The sequence below is a fragment of the Micromonospora sp. NPDC049523 genome (assembly GCF_040676775.1).
Lineage (GTDB): Bacteria > Actinomycetota > Actinomycetes > Mycobacteriales > Micromonosporaceae > Micromonospora_G.
On record NZ_JBFAPP010000007.1, the window covers coordinates 126,717 to 147,483 of the forward strand.

At 71.9% G+C, this 20,767-nt stretch carries 21 protein-coding genes; 10 read left to right on the top strand and 11 right to left on the bottom strand.

Annotation, left to right across the window (positions count from 1 at the left end; genetic code table 11):
- Positions 1–130: 130 nt before the first annotated feature.
- The 3 genes from AB0J90_RS12955 to AB0J90_RS12965 all read right to left on the bottom strand — a co-directional run bounded on the left by AB0J90_RS12955 (position 131) and on the right by AB0J90_RS12965 (position 1,938).
- Positions 131–541, bottom strand: a complete 411-nt coding sequence (locus tag AB0J90_RS12955; protein WP_363595288.1) for a VOC family protein — start codon at positions 539–541, stop codon at positions 131–133.
- A gap of 5 nt (positions 542–546) precedes the next feature.
- Positions 547–996 carry a helix-turn-helix transcriptional regulator gene (locus tag AB0J90_RS12960; protein ID WP_363595290.1) on the bottom strand — a complete coding sequence of 150 codons (450 nt, stop codon included), beginning with the start codon at positions 994–996 and terminating at the stop codon, positions 547–549.
- Between the two features lie 213 nt (positions 997–1,209).
- Entirely contained in the window at positions 1,210–1,938 is a 729-nt protein-coding gene (locus AB0J90_RS12965) for an SDR family oxidoreductase (protein WP_363595292.1), read from the bottom strand.
- 144 nt (positions 1,939–2,082) lie between these two features.
- Between AB0J90_RS12965 and AB0J90_RS12970 the strand changes: the two genes are divergently transcribed.
- Positions 2,083–2,559 (top strand): peroxiredoxin, encoded by a 477-nt coding sequence (locus AB0J90_RS12970; RefSeq protein WP_363595294.1) that lies wholly within the window; start codon positions 2,083–2,085, stop codon positions 2,557–2,559.
- 88 nt (positions 2,560–2,647) lie between these two features.
- The gene (locus AB0J90_RS12975; RefSeq protein ID WP_363595296.1) at positions 2,648–3,373 is read left to right on the top strand and encodes a hypothetical protein; all 726 of its coding nucleotides are present in this window, start codon (positions 2,648–2,650) and stop codon (positions 3,371–3,373) included.
- Between the two features lie 69 nt (positions 3,374–3,442).
- On the opposite strand, the gene cydB is transcribed toward AB0J90_RS12975, so the two are convergent.
- Both cydB and AB0J90_RS12985 read right to left on the bottom strand, forming a co-directional pair.
- Complete coding sequence (gene cydB / locus AB0J90_RS12980; protein WP_363595298.1) at positions 3,443–4,438, bottom strand: cytochrome d ubiquinol oxidase subunit II; 996 nt, start codon at positions 4,436–4,438, stop codon at positions 3,443–3,445.
- A 14-nt stretch (positions 4,439–4,452) separates the two neighbouring features.
- The gene (locus AB0J90_RS12985) at positions 4,453–6,243 is read right to left on the bottom strand and encodes a cytochrome ubiquinol oxidase subunit I (protein WP_363595300.1); all 1,791 of its coding nucleotides are present in this window, start codon (positions 6,241–6,243) and stop codon (positions 4,453–4,455) included.
- Between AB0J90_RS12985 and AB0J90_RS12990 the strand changes: the two genes are divergently transcribed.
- Complete coding sequence (locus tag AB0J90_RS12990; protein ID WP_363595302.1) at positions 6,140–6,922, top strand: lysophospholipid acyltransferase family protein; 783 nt, start codon at positions 6,140–6,142, stop codon at positions 6,920–6,922. The genes AB0J90_RS12985 and AB0J90_RS12990 overlap by 104 nt on opposite strands.
- Before the next feature lie 10 nt (positions 6,923–6,932).
- Here the strand turns inward: AB0J90_RS12990 and AB0J90_RS12995 are convergent, their stop codons facing one another.
- Positions 6,933–7,469: a LuxR family transcriptional regulator gene (locus tag AB0J90_RS12995; protein WP_363595304.1), complete on the bottom strand. Its 537-nt coding sequence runs from the start codon at positions 7,467–7,469 to the stop codon at positions 6,933–6,935.
- Positions 7,466–10,015, bottom strand: a complete 2,550-nt coding sequence (locus AB0J90_RS13000; protein ID WP_363595306.1) for a helix-turn-helix transcriptional regulator — start codon at positions 10,013–10,015, stop codon at positions 7,466–7,468. Before AB0J90_RS13000 ends, AB0J90_RS12995 begins: the two co-directional genes overlap by 4 nt.
- Positions 10,016–10,222: 207 nt before the next feature.
- On the opposite strand from AB0J90_RS13000, the gene AB0J90_RS13005 reads away from it, so the two are divergent.
- The 3 genes from AB0J90_RS13005 to AB0J90_RS13015 are packed head-to-tail and all read left to right on the top strand — an operon-like array spanning position 10,223 to position 14,432.
- Entirely contained in the window at positions 10,223–11,773 is a 1,551-nt protein-coding gene (locus AB0J90_RS13005) for a dynamin family protein (protein ID WP_363595308.1), read from the top strand.
- Positions 11,770–13,638 (top strand): dynamin family protein, encoded by a 1,869-nt coding sequence (locus AB0J90_RS13010; RefSeq protein ID WP_363595310.1) that lies wholly within the window; start codon positions 11,770–11,772, stop codon positions 13,636–13,638. The genes AB0J90_RS13005 and AB0J90_RS13010 overlap by 4 nt, the downstream gene beginning before the upstream one ends.
- A 5-nt stretch (positions 13,639–13,643) precedes the next feature.
- Positions 13,644–14,432, top strand: a complete 789-nt coding sequence (locus tag AB0J90_RS13015; protein ID WP_363595312.1) for a hypothetical protein — start codon at positions 13,644–13,646, stop codon at positions 14,430–14,432.
- A 22-nt stretch (positions 14,433–14,454) separates the two neighbouring features.
- On the opposite strand, the gene AB0J90_RS13020 is transcribed toward AB0J90_RS13015, so the two are convergent.
- Positions 14,455–14,991 carry a hypothetical protein gene (locus tag AB0J90_RS13020; RefSeq protein WP_363595314.1) on the bottom strand — a complete coding sequence of 179 codons (537 nt, stop codon included), beginning with the start codon at positions 14,989–14,991 and terminating at the stop codon, positions 14,455–14,457.
- A gap of 91 nt (positions 14,992–15,082) precedes the next feature.
- Complete coding sequence (locus tag AB0J90_RS13025; protein WP_363595316.1) at positions 15,083–15,841, bottom strand: class I SAM-dependent methyltransferase; 759 nt, start codon at positions 15,839–15,841, stop codon at positions 15,083–15,085.
- A 119-nt stretch (positions 15,842–15,960) separates the two neighbouring features.
- On the opposite strand from AB0J90_RS13025, the gene AB0J90_RS13030 reads away from it, so the two are divergent.
- The 3 genes from AB0J90_RS13030 (at position 15,961) to AB0J90_RS13040 (ending at position 18,951) form a co-directional block, all read left to right on the top strand.
- Positions 15,961–16,740, top strand: a complete 780-nt coding sequence (locus tag AB0J90_RS13030; RefSeq protein WP_363595318.1) for a glycerophosphodiester phosphodiesterase — start codon at positions 15,961–15,963, stop codon at positions 16,738–16,740.
- 44 nt (positions 16,741–16,784) lie between these two features.
- Positions 16,785–18,170: an MFS transporter gene (locus AB0J90_RS13035; protein WP_363595320.1), complete on the top strand. Its 1,386-nt coding sequence runs from the start codon at positions 16,785–16,787 to the stop codon at positions 18,168–18,170.
- Between the two features lie 100 nt (positions 18,171–18,270).
- Entirely contained in the window at positions 18,271–18,951 is a 681-nt protein-coding gene (locus AB0J90_RS13040; RefSeq protein WP_363595669.1) for a thymidine kinase, read from the top strand.
- A gap of 20 nt (positions 18,952–18,971) precedes the next feature.
- Here the strand turns inward: AB0J90_RS13040 and AB0J90_RS13045 are convergent, their stop codons facing one another.
- On the bottom strand, positions 18,972–19,427 hold the full coding sequence (locus AB0J90_RS13045) for a hypothetical protein (protein ID WP_363595322.1): 456 nt from the start codon (positions 19,425–19,427) through the stop codon (positions 18,972–18,974).
- Positions 19,428–19,495: 68 nt separating this feature from the next.
- On the opposite strand from AB0J90_RS13045, the gene AB0J90_RS13050 reads away from it, so the two are divergent.
- A complete protein-coding gene (locus AB0J90_RS13050) occupies positions 19,496–19,876 on the top strand; it encodes a GntR family transcriptional regulator (protein WP_363595324.1) in 381 nt (126 codons plus the stop codon).
- On the opposite strand, the gene AB0J90_RS13055 is transcribed toward AB0J90_RS13050, so the two are convergent.
- Positions 19,854–20,681 carry a hypothetical protein gene (locus tag AB0J90_RS13055; protein WP_363595326.1) on the bottom strand — a complete coding sequence of 276 codons (828 nt, stop codon included), beginning with the start codon at positions 20,679–20,681 and terminating at the stop codon, positions 19,854–19,856. The two genes, AB0J90_RS13050 and AB0J90_RS13055, sit on opposite strands and share 23 nt — an antisense overlap.
- Between the last annotated feature and the right edge of the window lie 86 nt (positions 20,682–20,767).

Consider the following 20,767-nt stretch of genomic DNA (forward strand, 5'->3'; position numbering starts at 1 on the left):
CGTCGGCCCGATCATGGCTCGTCCGCCCGAAGGGCGCGTCGCACCGGCCCCTGCGCTGCCGCTCGGGTGTCCGCGGGGCACCCGCGTAAGCCTAGATGCGACGTGGGGAGCTGCCGTACCGCCGGGCAGCTCAGCGTAGCTGCTGGATGCGGATCAGGTTGCCCGCGTGATCGCGTACGGCGCAGTCGCGTACGCCGTACGGCTGTTCGGTCGGCTCCTGGACGATGTCGGCGTCGCTGGCCTGCAGTCGCTCGAAGGTGGCGTCGAGGTCCTTGGTGGCGAGAAGGATGCCGCCGTAGGTGCCCTTTGCCATCATCTCGGTGATGGTGCGGCGCTCGTCGTCGGTGATGCCGGGGTCGGCGGCCGGTGGGTGCAGGACGATGGAGGTGCCGGGCTGGTCGACGGGTCCGACCGTGATCCAGCGCATCCCGCCGTACCCGACGTCGTTGCGGACCTCGAAGCCGAGGGTGTCGCGGTAGAAGGCCAGGGCGGCGTCGGGGTCGTCGTGTGGGAGGAAGCTCGCGTGAATGCTGATGTCCATGGCAGTCACGCTAGCTGTGGCTGCGTGACCGGGGCTTCTCGATTCCTGATCGGTCTGGTCACCTGTTTGGCCAGGCACGACGGCAGCCCCACCGTCGCGCGTGCCGCCTCGCTGCGATAGGTGCTGGGCGGCATACCGACCAGCTCGGTGAAGCGGGTGCTGAAGGTGCCCAGCGACGCGCAGCCGACCGCGAAACAGACTTCGGTGACGCTGAGGTCGCCTCGGCGCAGCAGTGCCATCGCGCGTTCGATGCGTCGGGTCATCAGGTAGGCGTACGGTGACTCGCCGTAGGCGCGGCGGAACTCGCGGCTGAGGTGTCCGGCGGACATGTTCACGCCGCGGGCGAGGGCTTCGACGTCGAGCGGTTGGGCGTACTCCCGGTCGATCCGGTCGCGGACGCGACGCAGCCGCGCGAGGTCGAGGAGCTGCTGGGCCGCGGTGGATCTGCTGGTCACCTGCGTGATGGTGCCACGTCGGTCCGACGTTGCCCAGGGTGGCGGCGGCGATCGTGGCGGCGGCGGGCGGAATTACACCGGTGTCACGGCGGGTCGGGAGATCAGGTCGGTGGCGACGGGCGGGACGCGGGCGAGCGCGCCCCAGGGCGGTGAGCGTCACCGCGACGACGACGTTCGGCGTTGCCGGGGTGCGGCGGAGGGTGCGGACGTGGTTCAGAGGCCGCCGGCGACCCGGAGTGTCGCCCCGGTGGTGTAGGAGGCGGCGTCGCTGAGCAGCCAGACGATCGCGGCGGCGATCTCGTCGGCCTGGCCGGCGCGGCCGAGCGGGACCCGTTCGGCGACCCGGGCGGGTCGGTCGGGTGCGCCGGAGACGGTGTGCAGGTCGGTCCAGATGGTGCCGGGTGAGACGGTGTTGACCCGGATCTGGCGGGGGCCGAGTTCCTTGGCGAGCCCGATGGTGAGGGTGTCGATGGCGGCTTTCACGGCGGCGTAGTGGATGTATTCGCCGGGGCTGCCGATGGTCGCCGCGGCTGAGGAGACGTTGACGATGGCGCCCGCGCCGGTCATCCGGCGGGCGGCCTGCTGGGCGCAGAGGATGTAGCCGATCAGGTTGACGTCGACGACGCGACGCAGGTCGGTCAGGGTGAGGTCGACGAACGGGCCGATCTGGCTGGTGACGCCGGCGTTGTTGACCAGGCCGGTGAGGTCGCCGAGTTCGGTGGCGGCGTCGAAGAGGTGGGCGACCTGTTCGGGTTCGGTGGTGTCGGCTTGGACGGCGATGCCGCGTACGCCGGCTTCGTGGACGTCGCGTAGGACGGCGGCCGCGGCGTCGGCGTCGGCGCGGTAGCAGAGGGCGATGTGGTGTCCGGCGCGGGCGAGTTGTCGTACGGTGGCGGCGCCGATGCCGCGGCTGCCGCCGGTGACGACCGTTACCGGGTTCATCGTGGCCTCCCCTGGGTGTGGGGTGAGGTTAACCGGTGGTGGGTGCCCCGGTGCGGGGTGATCGTGGTGACGTGGGGCACGGCGTACGCTTCGCGCACTGTCGGGCGTTCCGCGCGGCGGTGTGGTGTCGCGGGAGGTGGGCGGGTGGCCGAGGGTCTGCGTGTTGGTGATCTGGTCGACGACTTCGTGTTGCCGGACGAGACGGGTACGCCCCGGCGTTTGTCCGACTTCCTGGCCACCGGTCCGGTGGTGGTGTTCTTCTATCCGGCGGCGTTGAGTCGGGGTTGTACGGCGCAGAGTTGTCATTTCCGGGATCTGGGTGCGGAGTTCACCCGCCTGGGTGCGCACCGGGTGGGGATCAGCCCGGATTCGGTGGACCGGCAGCGGGAGTTCGCGGACCTGCACGGGTTCGACTATCCGTTGTTGTCGGATGTCGACGGGGCGGTGGCGCGGCGGTTCGGGGTGCGGCGGCGGTTGGCTCCGGGGTCGTTGGTGACCCGGCGGATGACGTTCGTGATCGGTGTCGATCGTCGGGTGGTCGAGGTGATTCGGGGTGAGTTGGACATGAACGGGCACGCGGATCGGGCGCTGCGGGTGTTGGCGTCGCGGGTGGACCGGTGAGTGTCCGGGGGGTGGGGTCGGTTCGACGTTGTCGGATCGGGCTGGTAGGAAGGCAGGAAATCAAACAGGTGTACGGAAGAAGGATCTGATGGCTGCCGCGCATACCGCTGTCCGAGGGTTGTCCACCGAGGAGTTGCAGAGCATCCGGGACACGTTGGCCGGTGGTCGTAAGCCGAAGGTGATGTTCACCGAGGCGGCGGGGCAGATCGCCGGGCAGATCGGTCAGGTGGTGGAGTTGACCGACCCGGCGACGTCCGACGAGTGGGTGGTGGTGCGGTTCGGTCGTGACGAGCTGCCCTTCTCCCCCACCGATTTGAGTATTCCGCCGCGTGGGGCGACGGGTCGTCGGGCCGAGCCGAAGGCGGAGGCGGCGGAGCCGGTGGAGAGTGCACCGGAGCCGGAGTTCATGGTTGTCAGGTCGCCGGTGCCGGCGCCACGCGAGGAGGTTGTTGTGACCGCGGTGGACAGTTCTGTGGCGGCGCCGGTGGAGGCGGACGCGAAGCCGGCCCGGCGGGCGGTGGCGAAGCCGGCCCGGCCGAAGGGTCCGGCGGGGTTGACGGTGACGCTCGCGTACGCCGACGGGGAGTGGACATTGGCGGCGACGCAGGGCACGAAGGCGCTGGCGAAGCCGTACGTGATCAAGCCGGTCGAGGCGTTGAAGATGGTGTCGTTGATCGACGTGCCGGGGGTTCACGAGGCGGTCGAGCAGATCATGTCGGTGGAGCGCAGCGAGGCCGAGCAGCAGGCGGAGAAGTTGCGGGCGGAGCTGGCCGAGATCGAGGCCCGGTTGGCGGAGCTGCGCGACGTCGGCTGAGTGCGACACGAAACAACGCGCCCCCGGAATCCGAGACGATTCCGGGGGCGCGTTGTTTCGTGTGGGTGGTCAGTGCGGGATGTTGGTGACGCTGATGCGGCGGCGGAAGACCCAGTAGGTCCAGCCCTGGTAGGCGAGGACGACGGGGGTGAAGATGACCGCCACCCAGGTCATGATCTTGAGGGTGTAGGGGTTGGATGCGGCGTTGAGCACGGTGAGGGTGCCGGCGGGGTCGGTGGTGGAGGGCAGCACGTTCGGGTGGAGGGCGGCGAACAGGGTCGCCACGGTCAGGCCGATGGCGGTGGCGGTGCCGGCGAAGGCCCAGCCTTCGCGGCGTACGAGGGTGGCGGCGAACGCGCCGGTGAGGGCGAGGGCCGCGGCGACGGCGAGGGCGACGGCGGTGGGGGTGTGTCGTTGGGTGAGGGTCCAGGTGAGGAAGGCGGCGCTGAGGGCGAGCGCGGCCGGGGTGATGCGGGCGGCGAGGTTGCCGGCGCGGGTGCGGATGTCGCCGTTGGTCTTGAGGGCGAGGAAGACGGCGCCGTGGGTGAGGAACAGGGCCGCGGTGGTCGCGCCGCCGAGCAGGGCGTACGGGTTGAGCAGGTCGGTGAGGCCGCCGGTGTAGTCGTGGTTGGCGTCCAGGGGTACGCCTCGGACGATGTTGGCGAAGATGATGCCCCAGCCGACGGCGGGGATGACCGAACCGGCGGTGATGACGGCGTCCCAGCGTTGTTTCCAGCGGGCGTCGGGGCGCTTGTGGCGGTACTCGAAGGCGACGCCGCGGCCGATGAGGGCGACGAGGATGAGTAGGAATGGCAGGTAGAAGCCGGACAGGAGGGTGGCGTACCACTCGGGGAAGGCGGCGAAGAGCGCTCCGGCGGCGGTGATCAGCCAGACCTCGTTGCCGTCCCAGACGGGCCCGATGGTGTTGATCAGTACGCGGCGTTCGCGGTCGTCGCGGCCGAGTACGGGTAGGAGTGCGCCGACGCCGAAGTCGAAGCCTTCGAGGATGAAGTATCCGGTGAACAGGACGGCGATGAGCAGAAACCAGACGGTGGTGAGGTCCACTGTGGGCTCCGGGGTCAGTAGGCGAAGGCGAGGGGCCGGTCTTCGTCGGCGGTGTCGTCGTCGGGTTCGGGTGGCGGGGTGACGTCGGGTAGTCCGGCGCGGGCGTAGCGCAGCAGCAGCCGGACCTCGATCACGGCGAGGGTGGCGTAGATCAGGGTGAAGGTGGTGAACGAGGTGATGACCTCGGTCATCGAGACGCTGCGGGAGACGCCGTCGCGGGTGAGCATTTCCCCGAAGACGACCCAGGGTTGGCGGCCCATCTCGGTGAAGATCCAGCCGAAGCAGTTCGCGGCCAGGGGCAGGATCGGCATGATGATCGCGGCGCGCAGCAGCCAGCGGGAGGTGGGGGTGCGGCCGCGGCGGGTGGCCCACAGCGCCCACAGGGCGATCGCGGCTGCCGCCATCCCGAAGGCGATCATGAAGCGGAAGCTCCAGTAGGTGATCGGGATGACCGGGGTGTAGCTGCCGGGGCCGTATTCGGAGACGTACTGGGCCTGTAGGTCGTTGATGCCCTGGACCTGGCCGTGGGGGTCGCCGGTGCCGAGGAAGCTGAGCAGGTACGGGATCTTGAGGGCGTACAGCTCGCGGGTGCCGTCGAGGCTGCCGATGGTCAGTACGGAGAACGCGGCGGGTTGTTCGGTGTGGTAGAGCCCTTCGGCGGCGGCCATCTTCATCGGCTGCACATCCGTCATGATCTTGCCTTGGAAGTCGCCGCTGATCAGGACGCCGACGGCAGCGACCAGGGTGACGATGGCGCCGAACTTGGCGGCGAACCGGAACGCGCTGGTGTCGGTCGCGGAGTGCGCGGCGAGGGTGGCGGTGGGCCGCCGGTTGCGCCACCGGCGGATCCGGTGCACGGGCGTTCCCGTGGTGGCCGGGGTGTCGGCGGGGTCGGCGGTCAAGGACTCGTCGGTGGTGTTGCGGTGGCGCATGAGGTGCCAGAGGGCGACCGAGACCATCAGGGCGCCGGCGACGAGGAAGCATCCGGCGAGGGTGTGCGGGAACGTGGCCAGGGTGACCTTGTTGGTGAGTACGGCCCAGATGTCGGTGAGTTCGGCACGTCCGGTGTCGGGGTTGATCCGGTAGCCGACCGGGTGCTGCATCCAGGAGTTCGCGGCGAGGATGAAGTAGGCGCTGAGGGTGGAGCCGATCGCGGCGGCCCAGATGGTGGCGAGGTGTATGCGCCGGGGCAGCCGGTCCCAGCCGAAGATCCACAGGCCGAGGAAGGTGGATTCGAGGAAGAAGGCGAGCAGTGCCTCGATCGCCAGGGGGGCGCCGAAGACGTCGCCGACGAAGCGGGAGTAGTCGCTCCAGTTCATACCGAACTGGAATTCCTGCACGATGCCGGTGACGACCCCCATCGCGAAGTTGATCAGGAAGAGCTTGCCGTAGAACTTGGTGAGTTTGAGGTAGCGCTCGTTGCCGGTGCGGTACCAGAGGGTCTGCAGGATGGCGACGAGCAGCGACAGCCCGATGGTCAGCGGTACGAACAGGAAGTGGTAGACGGTGGTGACACCGAACTGCCAGCGGGCGACGTCCAACGCGTCCACGGGAACCCCCCAGGTTCTACGACGGCCTGTAGTAAATACTACCGACCGTCGTAGATGAGGGTGGGGGGCGGCGGCGTGCGCTCGACCACACTCCCCCGCCACGGATAGCCGCGACCCCCACCGGCCCCGACTGTGCGAGGATCGGCGGCTGATGGACACCGCGACCGAACCCCGCTGGCGGGCACCCCGGCTCTGGCGATTCCTGCAAGTGGTGGCCCGGGCCCTGGTCGCCGTGGTCGCCCGCCTGCGGGTCACCGGCGACGTCCCCGAGCAACTGCGCGACGGGCCACTGATCCTCGCCGCCAACCACATCAGCCCGTTCGACCCGGTGGTCCTCACCGCCGCCTGCCAGGTCCGCCGGATCGCACCGCGGATCATGGCCACCGGCGGGCTGTTCCGCACCCCGGTCGTCGGGACCGTCATGCGCCGCAGCGGCCACATCCGCGTCGACCGACGCACCGCCGAGGTCGGCGAGTCCCTGCACACCGCCACCAGCGCCGTCACCGACGGATCGGTGGTACTGCTCTACCCCGAGGGACGCATGGGCCTCGACCCCGGCATGTGGCCCGAACGCGGCAAGACCGGCGCCGCCCGGCTCGCCTTCGCCAGCGGCTGCGTCGTCGTACCGGTCGCACAGTGGGGCGCCCACGAGGTGCTGCCGTACGGCACGCCGAAGGGACTGCTGCGCGCCGTCGGTCGGGCGCTCGTACGCCGCCCGGTGATCCGGGTGCACTTCGGCGAACCCGTCGACCTGGGCGGGCTCGACCCGACCGTACCCGGAGCGGCCAGGCGGGCCACCGACCGGATCATCGACGCGCTCACCGCCACCCTGGTGCCGCTGCGCCCCGACGAACCCGACGGCCCCCGCTACCGCGACCCGACCCGGCCCACCGAGACCACCCGCGCGCACCGGCGCACCCCACCCCCGGGATAGGAGCCCGCGGCTACTCCGGGCGGCGTTGGCGCAGGTACACCAGCACCGCCTCACGGGTGCTGCGTACGCCGAGTACGTCACGGGCCTGGGCGATGCGCCGATTCGCCGTACGCAGCGACAGGAACTCCGCCGCCGCCGCCGCGGCGATCGTCTCCCCGTTCGCCAGACGCTCCAGCAGTGCCCGCTGCTCGGGGACGAGTTGCACCACCGCAGCCGGGGAATCGTCCTCGGGGCCGCCGTCCGGGGTCCGGTAGACCGCGCCGAGCCGGTCCAGGTCGGCCAGCAGGGCCCGGCCGACGTCACCACCCGCGTCGACGATCGCCACCACACCCGCGCCCCGGGCGGCGGCGAGCACCACCAGACGCGCGGTCTCCAGATCCGGCACCCGGCCGTACAACAGCACCCGCGCCGCCGTCAGGTCCCACCCGCCCTCCGGCAACGCGAAACCCTCCCGGGTCGACCAGCCCGCGCGGGCGAGCCGGCGCAGCACCGCCGTGGCGTCGACCGCCGAGGACACCACGTACCGCGGCGAATCGGTCTCGCTCACCGGCCCACCTCCGACACCGGACGGGTCGTACCGGCGGCCCGCGGCCCCGGCACCTCGACCGCACCGGTCAGCACCAACGCCGCCGCCTCGGTACGCGTACGCGCCCCGAGCTTGCGCATACCGGAACGGATGTGCGTCTCCACCGTCTCCGCCGACACCCCCAACTGACCCGCGACGCGGCGGGTCGGCTCACCCTCGGCGACCAGACGCAACACCTCGCGTTCCCGGTCGGTGAGCGCGTTGCCCGTACGCGGTCCCCGGCTGTCGCGGCGCACCGAGTGCCGCCGCAACGCCCGCCGGATCCGCCCCGACAGGACCACCAGGGCGGCGTCGGTCGCCAACCGCTCGGCCCGCAGCAACGCGGGCACCGCCCGCCCCGGATCCGGATCATGCAGACCGTGTGCCAGCAGGCACCGCACCTCCTCCCGGACCGCCACGTCGTGCCAGGCGGCGGCGGCCAGGGTGAAACCGGCCGGATCGTGCGGCGCCCGGTCCCAGGCCGTCAGGGTCTGGTCCACCACCGGCAACGTCGCCACCACGACCGGTGCCGGGGTGCGGTCGACGGCGGCGTCGTACGCCGCCCAGCGTGCGGTGATCCGGCGCAGCCCGTCGAGCAACGGCGAACCGGACACGGGGCCGTCCGGCACCGCCCGCTCCGGCTGCCCGTCAAGCCACGCGGCCTCCCGGCCGACCCAGTCCAGCAACCCACCCGGCGATACCGCCGCGGCGGCCAACCGGGCCCGGGCCGGGGCGAGCAGCCCGCCGTCGGCCTCGACCAGGCTCGCCGCCGCGACCGCGTACACCCGGGCCAGCGTCGGCAGGGTGCGGTCGGTCAGGTCACCGGCGCGGCGCAGCACCTCGTCCGGGTCCGTACCCGTGCGGCGCAGCGCCGCGCACCACAGCGAAACGGTGAGGAACCGGGTCTGCCAGCTGTAGGCGAGGTCGGAGGCGCATTCGGCGGCAGCCCAGGCGGCGGTCCGCTCGGCCTCGACCAGCCGGGCGTCGGCGAGCAGCGTCTCCACCAGCAGCCACGCGCTCCACCTCGCGGCGAGCACGTCACCGGCGGCCGACGCCACGTCGACCGCGTCGCGCAGTGACTCCTCCCAGCCGGGGATCCGGGACGCGGCACGCACCGCCGCGAAGGCCGCCCGCAGACCCGGATGCGCCGGTCGTGCCCCGTGCCGGGCGGCGACCCCGGCCAGCGCCTCGACCGCCGAGCCGGGGCCGTCGCCGAGCCGGGCCAGGAGCAGCACCCGGTCACGGGCGGCGACGAGATCCGGGGCGGCCGAGTCGGGTACCGGTGCCGCCGCCGACCACGCCGCCGGCAGGTCACCGAGCTGCACCAGCGCCTCGGCGCGCAGCACCGACGCGGCCACGCCGAGCGGGGCGGCGGCGGTCAGGACCCGGACGGCGGCCCGGGGACGGCCGCAGGCCAGCGCGGCCCGGGCCGCGTCGACCCGTACCGCCGGGTCCGGGTGGACGTCCGGCAGGGCACACGCGAACAGCAGCAGGTCCGCCCGCTCCCCGGCGCTGCCCGCGTCCCCGGCCGCGGCGACAGCCCGGGCGTACGCGGCAGCGTGGTCCCCCGCCGCGGCCAGGTGCCGGGCCGACTCACCGGCCGGAACCAGGTCCGCCAGCCGCCGGTGCAACGCCGCCCGCCCATCGGGGTCGAGCATCCCGGCCGCGACCTCCGCCACGTACGCCGACACCGGTCCGACGGACCCGTCCCCCAGATCGGTGACCAGGGCGGCGGCGACGAGTTCGTCGGCACCGGAGCCCAGCAGCGCGGCGGACGCCGGGCGCCCCAGCAGACCGAGCGCGGCCAACGCCGTACGAGCCGGGCGGGTCAGGTCGGCCAGGGCGGCCGCGACGACGTACCCGATCTGGTCGACGTCGGCGGCACCGGGACGGCCGCCCGCCGCCTGCCGGGCCAGCACCGTCACCGCCAGCGGCGCCCCACCGGCCCGGCGGACCACGTCGGTGACCGTGCCCGGATCCAGACCGGGTGCGGTGGTCCGGACCAACTCCGCCGCCGTGACCGGATCCATCGCCGGTACGGCCAACCACCCCGCCGCCGCGGCACGCAACGCGGCCACCGCCGACACCGGCAGCCGGTGCGGGGTACGCAACGCCACCACCACCCGGCAGTGCACCGCCAACGGCACCAGGGCAGCGAGCGTCGCCGGATCGGCCCACTGCAGATCGTCGAGGAGCAGTAACCCGCCACGCACCCGGGACCGGACCGCCTCGGCCAGCAGCGCCGGGTCACCGGTCGGCAGCCGCACCCGCAGCGCGTGACTGAGCGCGAACGCCGGCACCGACTGCAGCGTGGCCAGGCCACCGGCGGCGAACACCGGTCCGTGGAACGCGGCACCGAGCCGGGACAGCACGGTGCTGCGCCCACTGCCGGGGCCACCGTGGACCACCACCAGGCCGGGCGAGGTCAGCAACGCCGCCGCCCGGTCGAGCAGGGCGCGCACGGATGAGTCGATCGGCTCGTGTCCGTGGACACGGCCGTCGGGTACGCCGCCGAGTGCGTGCCGCACTGGGTCCTCCCGCCAGGGCTCGCGGCCACCACCGCAGGGGGCGGTGGCACGAACATGGGATCCTGCGCCGGCAGGATATTCGTAGTGTGAGGTCCGGCAGGGGCGCCCCCGCCCTGTCGCCGCGTCGGAGGGACGTCCAACGATATGAGCGAGCAAGACCGCCGTGACCATGCCATTGTCGCCGACCGTACCGCCGGCTGACGAGTCATGGGGTCAGGTCCGCTCGGCGCCCGCGTCGCCGCGCTCTGCGACGAGGTGGGTCCCCGGCTCGGTGTTTCCCTGCAGGGACAGGTGTTCGGCGTACGGCGGCGGCTCGACGAACCGTTGCGGGTCGCGATCGCCGGCCGACTCAAAGCCGGAAAGTCGACACTTGTCAACGCGCTCATCGGCCGCCGGGTCGCGCCGACCGAAGTCGGCGAGTGCACCAGGGTCGTCACCCAGTTCCGCTACGGCACCGCCGACCGGGTCGACGTGGTCCGCCGCGACGGCAGCCGTACCAGTCTGCCGTTGGACGAATCCGGCATGATCCCGTCCCGGCTCGGGGTCCCGCGCGCCGAAATCGGCTACGTCGACGTGACGCTGACCAGCGACCACCTGCGGGACCTGACCGTGGTCGACACCCCCGGCCTGGCCTCGACGAACACGTCGGTCAGCGACGGCGCAAACCGGTTCCTGCACACCGACGCCGCACCGTTCGACGACGACATCGACGACGACTCCACCGGGGCGATCTCCGGCGCCGAGGCGATCGTCTACGTGTTCACCCAGGCGGTACGCGACGACGACGTGCGGGCCCTGGCCGCGTTCCGTTCGGTGTCCGCCCGGCTGGCCAGCAACCCGATCAACTCCCTCGGCCTGTTCAACAAGGTGGACAAACTCGTCGGCACCGGTGACCCGTGGCCCGTCGCCGGGCCACTCGCCGCCGACCAGGCCCGGGTGCTGCGCCGGGTGGTGTCCGACGTGGTACCGGTGGTCGGGCTGCTGGCCGAGACCACCGAAGCCGGGCGGCTGACCGCCGCCGACTGCGAGGCCCTGCGTACGCTGTCGCGCCTGCCCGCCACCGAACGGCTCGTCCTGCTCGCCTCGGTCGACCTGTTCACCACCCGCGACTGCGCCGTGCCACGGGCGCAACGGGAGCGGCTGCTGCGCCTGCTGGACCTGTACGGCATCGGGTTCGCCCTCGCCCAGCTCGCCGCCGTACCGGACCTGGCCAGCGGCGACCTGGTACGGGCACTGTTCCGGGCGTCCGGCCTGCCGCGCCTGCGTAACACCCTCGACCAGGCGTTCCGGTGGCGTACCGATGCGATCAAGGCCGGCTGGGCACTGTCGGCGCTGGAGAAGATAGCCAGCCACGCCACCGCGGCAGCGGACCGGGAACTGCTCCGCGACGGGATCGAGCGGGTGCTGCAACAGCCGGACTACCACCGGCTGCGGCTGCTGGAGGTGGCCCAACTCGTCGGCACCGGCACGGTCGAGCTGCCCGAACCGATGGAACGGGAACTGAACCGGCTGGCGCTGTCCACCGATCCGGAATGGATCCTCGACCGCCCCGGCGCCACGGCACCGGAACTGGCCGACGCGGCGCTCGCCGCCGCGACCCGGTGGCGGGTGTACGCGGTCGCCGGGTCCGGTCCGGCCCAGTCCCGGGTGGCACTGGTCGTCCACCGCGGTTTCTATTTACTCTCGCAACGAATCCGCGCCGGTACGCGACCACAGCCCGTACCACCCGCGGTCGGCTACGAAGGGCAGGCACGGTGACGGCGGCGGCGGAGGCAAGACCGGAGGCGCTGGGCAAGCTGCTGGCCGGGGCGGTGCAGACGTCGCTGGCGTACCTGCGCAAAGCCGACCCGGACGCGGCCGCCGAGGTCGACGTCGCCTTGCGCCGGGAGGTGACCCGACCGGCGATCGTGGTCGTCGGTGAAACCAAACGCGGCAAGAGTTCGCTGGTCAACGCGCTCATCGGGGCGCCCGGGCTGTCGCCGGTCGACGTGGCGGTGGCGACCAGCACCTACCTGGAGTTCGTGCCGTCGACGGACGCCGGTGCCCGAGCCTTCCTGCCCGGTCGTACGGACCCGGTCGAACTCGGCCTGGCCGACCTGCGCGACTGGGGCACCGCGGGCGGGATGCTGCCGGACGGGATGCGCCCGCCGCGGCGGATCGAGGTACGGCACCCGGCGCCGCTGCTGGAACACCTGACCCTGGTCGACACCCCGGGCACCGGAGGGCTGGACCCGGTGCACGCCGAGATCGCCCTGGACGCGGTCGAACGGGCCACCGCGCTGCTGTTCGTCGTGGACGCCTCCGCCCCGTTCGGCAAACCCGAACTCGACTTCCTCATCGAGGCCAGCAAACGGGTCAACCTGGTGGTGTTCGCGTTGACGAAAACCGACGCGTACCCGGGGTGGCGGACCATCTGGGCGGACAACCGGGCCCAGTTGCAGGCACACGCCGCCCGGTTCGGAACTGCCGCCTGGTTCCCCGTCTCGGCCCGGCTCGCCGAACTCGCCGCGACGCTGCCACCGGACGCGGCCACCGAACTGCTGCGCGAATCCCGGATCGGCGAACTGCAACACGCACTCGTCGACCTCGCCGGCAAAGGACACCTGCTGGCCCGGGCGAACGCGCTGCGTACGGTCCGCAGCGAACTGGTCCGGCTGGACCTGGGCATCGGTGCGCGGCTGAGCGCCACCGACCCGGAACCGGCGGACGTGACCCGGGCCAAGGACGAACGTGCCGCCCTCGGCGCCCGCAAACGCACCGAGTCCCGACAGTGGTCGCTGGCGCTGAGCACCGAAACCCAGCGGGCCCGGGTCGAGGTGACCGGTTTGCTGCGCGGCTACCTGAGCGCCCTGCAGGAGGAACTGCTCAACACCATCGACCACGGCCGGGGTGAGGAGATCAAGAACCTGCCGGGGAAGGTCGACGAGTCCCTGCAGGCGCTGTCCGTACGCCTGTCGCGGGACCTGGAGTCCCGGTTCGCCAAGGTCGCCGAGCGGGCCCTGGCGCAGGTGTTCGCGCCGCACGAGTTGCAGTTCGTGCTGCGCCGGCTCAACGCCACCCTGCGGCACGCGCTGGCCAGCAAGCCCCGGCGTGACGGCGGCGGCGCCGACAACGTCATGATCGCCATGTCCGCCGGTGGGATGGCGTTCATGGCCGGGCGGGGGGCGATGGCCGGTGCCTCGGCCCTGGGCGCCGGAACCCTCATCGGCGGCGGCCTGCTGGTGCCGTTCGCCGGCCTCGGCCTCGGGCTGGCCGCCGGGGCGTTCATCCTCTACCGGCGGCGGGTGCAGTCTGACCGGCAGCAGGCCCGGGTGTGGTTGCGGGAGGTGCTCGCCGAGGCCCGCGCCGCACTCTCCGACGAGGTCACCCACCGGTTCACCGACCTGCAGTACGCGCTGACCCTCGCCCTCGACGACGCGATCGAACGGCGACTGCGGGAACTCGACGCGCACATCGCGGAAATCGACAAGGCGATGGCCGAGGACAAGTCGACCCGGGCCCGTCGCCGCACCGCGCTGCAGGCCGAACGGGAAACGCTGCGGGCCCGGATCAAGCAGGTCGACGAGGTACTTTCCCGGACCCGGGCGTTGTCGCCGGTGCCGGCCAGTGACGGGCGGGGGTGACCAGGATGGGCGACCACTGGGAAGGGTGGATCGACGACGGGCCGGAGTTCGACACCGAGCCCGGCGGGGAGCCGGCCGGGGAACTGGACTTCGACGGCACCGACGACGGCTACCCGATCGAGGGCTTCGGCCCGGCTGACGACCAGCACACCGGTGGTGGCGGGGCCGGCGAGGAGGACCTCGGCGGCGCCGCGTCGGACACCGCGCCGATCGGGTACGGCGACGAGCCCTTCACCGCCGACGTCGACTACCCGGCCGAGACCGGGTTCGGCCCCGCAGACCCCGACACCGGATCCGGCTCCCCCGACTACGACACCGGTTTCGGCTCTGCCGACCACGAAGCCGACACCGGTTTCGGTCCCGCCGACCCGGTGACCGACGCGGACGCGGGGCTCGGTCCATCGGACGCCGACACCGGGTCGGAACCGGTCGACGGCGACACCCGGACCGGTTTCGGCGCCGCCGAAGCGCCGGTGGGTGCCGACCCCGACCTCGACCCGTACGCCGACACCGACACGTGGCCGCAACCGGTGTTCCCGGACGCGTTCGACGCCGGAGCCGTACCGGAACCGGTCGACGGCTTTCCCTGGGCCGACCCGGCCACCCTGGGCGACGCCGACACCCCGCCCGACCCCGCGACGACGGCCTGGACCGGTGCACCGGAACCCGCGGAACTGGCCGGTTACGCGGCCGAGGAGGTGCCACCGGGGGAAGACCCGTGGACCGCGCTCGCCGCCTCCGACGACCCGGCGACCAGCGCCCTGGCCCGCTTCTGGGGACCGCAGGGCGGCTGACCCGCAGGTCGCCCCGCCGCGGTCACCGTTGCTTCTCGCGGACCGTCCGCCACGGCAGGCCGGAGATGGCGTCGACCACCTCGACCTGCGGCTGACCGCACCCGTCGACGGGCAGCGCCGGGCGGATCGCGGTGCCGTCGGCGGCGACCAGGGCAACGTACGGGGACACCCGCAACGCCAGCAGACACGCCTCGGCCCGTCGCGTCGCCCACGGGGTGGCCAGCGCGGCGAGCAGCCCGTCGAGTCCGGCGCCGTCGACCCGCTCCTCCCGGATCACGGTCGGGCCCGCCGGTTCGGGGGTGACGACGGTGCAACGCAGCGCGGCGACCGCGACGAAGTCCGCCGGCACGTTGCCCGCCGGCCCCGGGTCGAGCGTCAGCCCCGGCGACGCGGAGCCGGTCACCGGCGCCGGGCAGGTCGCGGCGACCACCACCGGTGCCGTCGGGGCCGGGAACGGCGACACGACCGAGCCGCCCGATCCGCAGCCGGCGAGTACCGCCACGAGCCCGAGCGACACGGTGACCGCGCCTGCCGGGTGGGCGCCGCGAAGGTTCCTCACGAACCGTTCGACGGCGCTCACCAACGCCGGGTTCCCGCCGAGGCGGCGACCGCCGCGCAAACCGTGCAGGCGGCACGTGACCGCGCGGGATTCAGCGGACCCCGGCCACGGCCGCGTCCCGGGCACCCCGCCAGACCAGACCGGTCTGGGTGAAGCCGGCCGCGCGCAGCGCGTCGAGGTGCCACGACATCGGCGGGGTCCACTCCGTGGCGTGCCGGTCGGCGAACACCTCTCGCCGCTGTTCGAGCAGCGGCCCCAGCACCGGATCCTTCGCCACGTGATCCCACCACGCCTCCCACGACAGCACCGCACCGGCGGCGTAGCGCGCCTGGCGGCGGCCCCGGGCCAGGTCACCGAGCCTGGTCGTCAGGTCCGGCAGGCCGTCGTCGGGCATGGTGTCGACGTTGACGAACACCCCACCTGGGCGTAGCACCTGCCGGATCTCGGCGTAGAGCGCGCCGAGACGTTCCCGGGGAAGCCAGTGCAGCGCGGTCGCGGTCAGCACGGCGTCGTAGTCCTGGCGGGGCAATCCGGCCGCCCAGTCCGGGGCGCGCAGGTCGGCGGCGACCACGGTGGACCGCTGGTCCAGGGACTCCCGGGCGATCGTCATCAGCACCGGGTCCACATCGAGCAGCGTCGTGGTCGCGTACGGGAACCGGCGCAGCACCCGCAGTGAGATGCTGCCGGTGCCGCCGGCCAGATCGAGTACCGCGGGTGCGGGTCCGTCCGCGGTGGCAGCAACCGTGTCGAGCAGCGCGGCGAAGCGTTCCTCCCGATCGGGCAGGTACGCCTCCTGCTGACGGTCCCAACTCTCCTGCCAGGCCACCGGATCCAGTGCGTAAGGAGTCATAGCCAGTAGGGTAGTTACCGGCCCGGAGGTTGTCGAGGACGTACCACCCCGGATCCCGGCCAGCTTCTTCTCGTCCACCGGACACCCGACGGCCACCTCCGAGCGGCATACTGCGCTGCGTGACAGCGCACTTCGCTTACCTCGACGCGCCGACGCCACTGGCCTTCGCCCACCGGGGCGGCGCGGCCGAAGGCGACGAGAACACCGCCGAGGCGTTCAGTCGCGCGATCGAACTCGGCTACCGGTACGTCGAGACGGACGTACACGGCACCTCGGACGGGGTGGCCGTGGTGTTCCACGACTCGACCTTGGAGCGGCTCACCGGTGAACGCGGCCGCATCTCAGCCCTGACCTGGGCCGATCTGACCAGCGTACGGATCGGCGGGGCGGCTGCCGTACCGCGGCTGGACGACGTGCTCGGCAGCTGGCCGCAGGTGCGGTTCAACATCGACGTGAAGGCCGACGGTGGCATCGAGCCGACCATCGCCTCCGTACGCCGCACCGCCGCGCAGGACCGGGTGCTGCTCGCCTCGTTCAGCGACGCCCGACTCACCCGGCTGCGGGCCCTGGCCGGGCCGACCGTGGCGACCTCGCTCGGCATGCGCGGGGTGGCCCGGCTGCGGCTGGCCTCGCTGACCGGCAGACGTCTGGTGCTGCCGCCGTCGGTGGTCGCCGCCCAGGTGCCGGTCCGCTACGGGCGGATCCCGGTGGTCGACCGGCGGTTCGTCCGCTACGCCCACAGCCTGGGACTTCAGGTGCATGTCTGGACGATCGACGAATCCACCGAGATGCACGAGTTACTCGACCTGGGTGTGGATGGCATCATGACCGATCGCGTGGACGTGCTGCGCGACACGTACCTCAGCCGCGGTCACTGGCCCGCCGACCGAACCCCCTAGTCGACCGGGTCCCGCCCCGCCCGAGCACCGTCGAAGGACCACCGATGGCCGAAACCGTCTCCGTCCCCGTGACCAGCGCGCCGCCGCCCAGTACCCGCCGGGAACGGACCGGCTGGTACTTCTACGACTGGGCGATGTCGGCGTTCTCCACCACGGTCATCACCGTGTTCCTCGGCCCGTTCCTCACCACGGTCACCGAACTGGCCGCCGGCTGCGAACTTGGCCCGAACGCCTGCGACGGTGACGTGCACCCGTTCGGGATCACGATCGCGGCCGGCTCCTATTTCCCGTACCTGGTGTCACTGTCGGTGTTCCTGACCGTGTTCGTGCTGCCGGTGACGGGCGCGATCGCGGACCGGTCGGCGCACAAGAAGCGGCTCCTGGCCGGGGCGGCGTTCATCGGCGCGCTCGCCACCATCGGGATGGTCTTCGTCACCGGCGACCGGTACCTGCTCGGCGGCGCCCTGTTCCTGGTCGCGAACATCGCCTTCGGTGCGAGCGTGGTGGTCTACAACTCGTTCCTGCCGCAGCTCGGCGGCCCCGACGACCGGGACGGGATATCCAGCCGCGGTTGGGCGCTGGGCTACCTCGGCGGTGGGCTGCTGCTGGCCCTGAACCTGGTCGTGGTGACGATGTTCAGCGTGGAGGGTGACCACCAGCGCACCCTGGACCTGGCCCGCTGGTCGATCGTCTCGGCCGGCGTGTGGTGGGCGCTGTTCACCCTGGTGCCGCTGCGCTGGTTGCGCGAACGACCGGCGGCCGAGGCCAGCGTCGGCGGCAACCTGCTCACCGACGGGTTCCGGCAACTCATCCGAACCGTACGCGGACTCAAGGCGTACCCGTTGACGTTGTTCTTCCTGCTCGCGTTCCTGGTCTTCAACGACGGCATCCAGACCGTGATCGCCCTGGCCAGCCAGTACGGCACCGAGGAACTGCGGCTGGAGCAGACCACCCTGATCGTGACCATCCTGCTGGTGCAGTTCCTCGCGTTCGGCGGGGCGCTGCTGCTTGGCGCGCTGGCCAAGCGGATCGGCGCCTGGAAGACGGTGCTGCTCAGCCTGATCCTGTGGACGGTGGTGATCCTGGCCGCGTTCCGGCTTCCGGCCGAGGCACCGGTGCCGTTCATGATCCTCGGCGCCGGCATCGGCCTGGTGCTCGGCGGCAGCCAGGCACTGAGCCGGTCGCTGTTCAGCCAGCTCATCCCGGCCGGCAAGGAAGGCGAGTACTACGGCTTCTACGAGATCAGCGACAAGGGCACCAGTTGGCTCGGGCCGCTCGCGTTCGGGCTGGTGTTCCAACTCACCAACAGCTACCGGGTGGGCTTGGTCTCGCTACTGATCTTCTTCGTGGTCGGCTTCGTGCTGCTGCTCGCGGTGCCGATCCGGCGCGCCATCGTGGCCGCGGGAAACACGCCGCCACGGGTGCTGTGAGGCACACGGGTCGCGGCTCGTACGGGCGGGGGCTGGGGCTGACCATGCGTTAGGCTGCCCGACCGTGACCGACGACGCCGCGACCTCCTCCGCCCCCCTGGTGTACTCGCCATCCGGCGGACCCGACGCCCCGCAGAACCACCCGGCGCGGCCGGCCCGCGACGGTCGGCCGCTGCACGCCGCCGCGCTGAAGTTCTTCTGGGGACCGATGGACTGTGGCAAGTCGACCATGGCGCTGCAGATGAACTACAACCACGCCCGGCAGGGACGACGGGGACTGGTCACCACCCGGATCGACCGCTCGCTCGGCCCGCAGGTCACCACCCGGATCGGGCTCGCGCACGAGGCGATCGAGGTCACCGAGGACCTGGACCTGCGCGCCCTGGTCCGAGGCCGGCGCGCCGAGGGGCTCAAGGTCGACTACCTGATCTGCGACGAGGCCTGCTTCTACACCGTGGAACACGTCGAACAGATGGCCGAACTGGTCGACGACTACGACGTGGACGTGTTCGCGTTCGGTCTGGCCTCCGACTTCCGCTCCTGCCTGTTCCCGGCGGCGCAGCGACTGTTCGAACTCGCCGACGAGGTGGCCCGCATCCAGGTCGAGGTGCTCTGCTGGTGTGGTCGGGAGGGGTTGCTCAACGCGCGGGTCGTCGACGGCGCGGTGGCCCGAGAGGGACAGCAGGTGGTGATCGGCGACACCGTGGTCAGCGCCGAGGTGCGTTACCAGGTGCTCTGCCGGCGGCACCACCGTACCGGCGACCTCGGCCCGCGGGGCTGAAAACCCCAGGTCGTACGGGCTCAGAACGGGTCACCGCAGACCTGCCAACCGTCGTCGCCGTCGACCACCGGCACCTGGTGGTTGTCCACCGCACCGCTCGTGCGGGTCAGCGCGACGGTCACCGTGGCGCTGCGCCGCCCGCCCTTACTGGCGATCTTGACGTCCTCGATCGTGTAGCGGCTGATCGTCGGTGGGGTCTCGATCCGCAACGCGAACCGCGGCAGGCTCCACTGCTTGCGGGTCGCGGCACAGAGCCGGTCGTACGCGCCCGTGTGGTCACCGGCGGTGACCTTGTCGAGAAAGGTCCCGGCCGCCCGCTTGGCCGGGCCGGTGGCCTGCCGGACAGCCTGGAAGTTCCAGGCGGCCAAGCCGGCCGCGCCGACGCAGCACACGAAGAGCGTCAACGCGGCCACGACCAGCGCCCCGCGCAAACCCCGCCGGGGCCTGGTCCGGGGCCGCGCGCTCTCGTAGACCATGCCTAGGACGGTAGATACCCTCCGGCGCCCACCGCAGGAACTCACGGTGTTGCTACCCTCGGCGAATCGTGTTCATCGAACTGGACCCACACTCGCCGGTCCCGCCGTACGAGCAGGTCCGGGCGCGGATCGCCGCCCTGGCCAGCGACGGTGAGCTGACCGCCGGCACCCGGCTACCGGCGGTACGGCAGCTCGCCGAGGAACTCGGCCTGGCGGCCAACACCGTCGCCCGTGCCTACCGGGAGTTGGAGCAGGCCGGGCTGGTCCAGACCCGCGGCCGGCACGGCACGGTGATCACCGCCAGGGCGGCGAAGGTGCCGGCCGAGGCGCAACTGCTCGCCCAGCGTTACGCCGAACAGAGCCGGCGGATCGGCGTACCGCCTGCGCAGGCGTTGGCGCTGGTCCGGGCGGCCCTGGACCTGCCGGTCAACGACCGAGCAGATCCTTGATCGACGCGCCCATGCTCGCCACGAACGCCGTACGGGTGTCCTCGTCGACCAGGTCCAACGACAGGTACGGGTTGAGGTCCTCCAGCTCGACCAGCAGCAGTCCCCCGTCGGCGGTACGGCACCCGTCGACCCGTTGGATGCCGTGACCCAGGCCGTTCCAGTCGACGAACCGCTGGGCGAACTCCCGGTCGGCGGGGCTCGGGTCGTATCGCCGCAACAGCCAGCGCTGCTCCGGGTCGGGGGCGTGCAGGGCGTACTGCAACTCGCGGTCGACGAAGTAGAACGACACCTCGTACCGGAAGTCGATCTTCGGTTGGGCCAGCAAGCCGTCGAAGTCGACCCGGTCGAGTTGTTCGCGTGACACCGTCCGCAGTCCGATCGAGTCGGCACCGGCGGCCGGCTTGACCACGTACTCGGCGACGTCGGGCAGCCGGTGCAGGTCGGCGTACCGGTCCACGGTCGGGATCACCGGATACCCGTCGAGCGTCAGGTCGACCAGGTACTGCTTGCCGATCATGTCGGCCCGGCCGGTCAGCGGGTTGTAGACCCGGGTTCCCCGGGACAGGGCCGCGGACCGGAACGCGTCGTACTCGGCCTGATACTGCATCACCGGGCCGCTGTTGCGGACCACCACCGCGTCGAAGTCGTCCATCAGCGCGGTCGCCTGCAACGGGTGGCACAGCGCGACGGTGAAGTCCGCGCGCAGCCGCCCCGACAGGAAGATGTCCTCGTCGCAGTACCTGCGCCCACGTGCCTGGTAGCCGAGGTCGGTGACGTACAGGATGGCGGGGGCTGGAGACGGCATCGGGCTCCTCGGGCCGGGCGGGTGGTCGCGGGCGGCATTCTGCCGTACGACGGAGAGCCTGCCGGCGCCAGCGTCATGGTGATGAT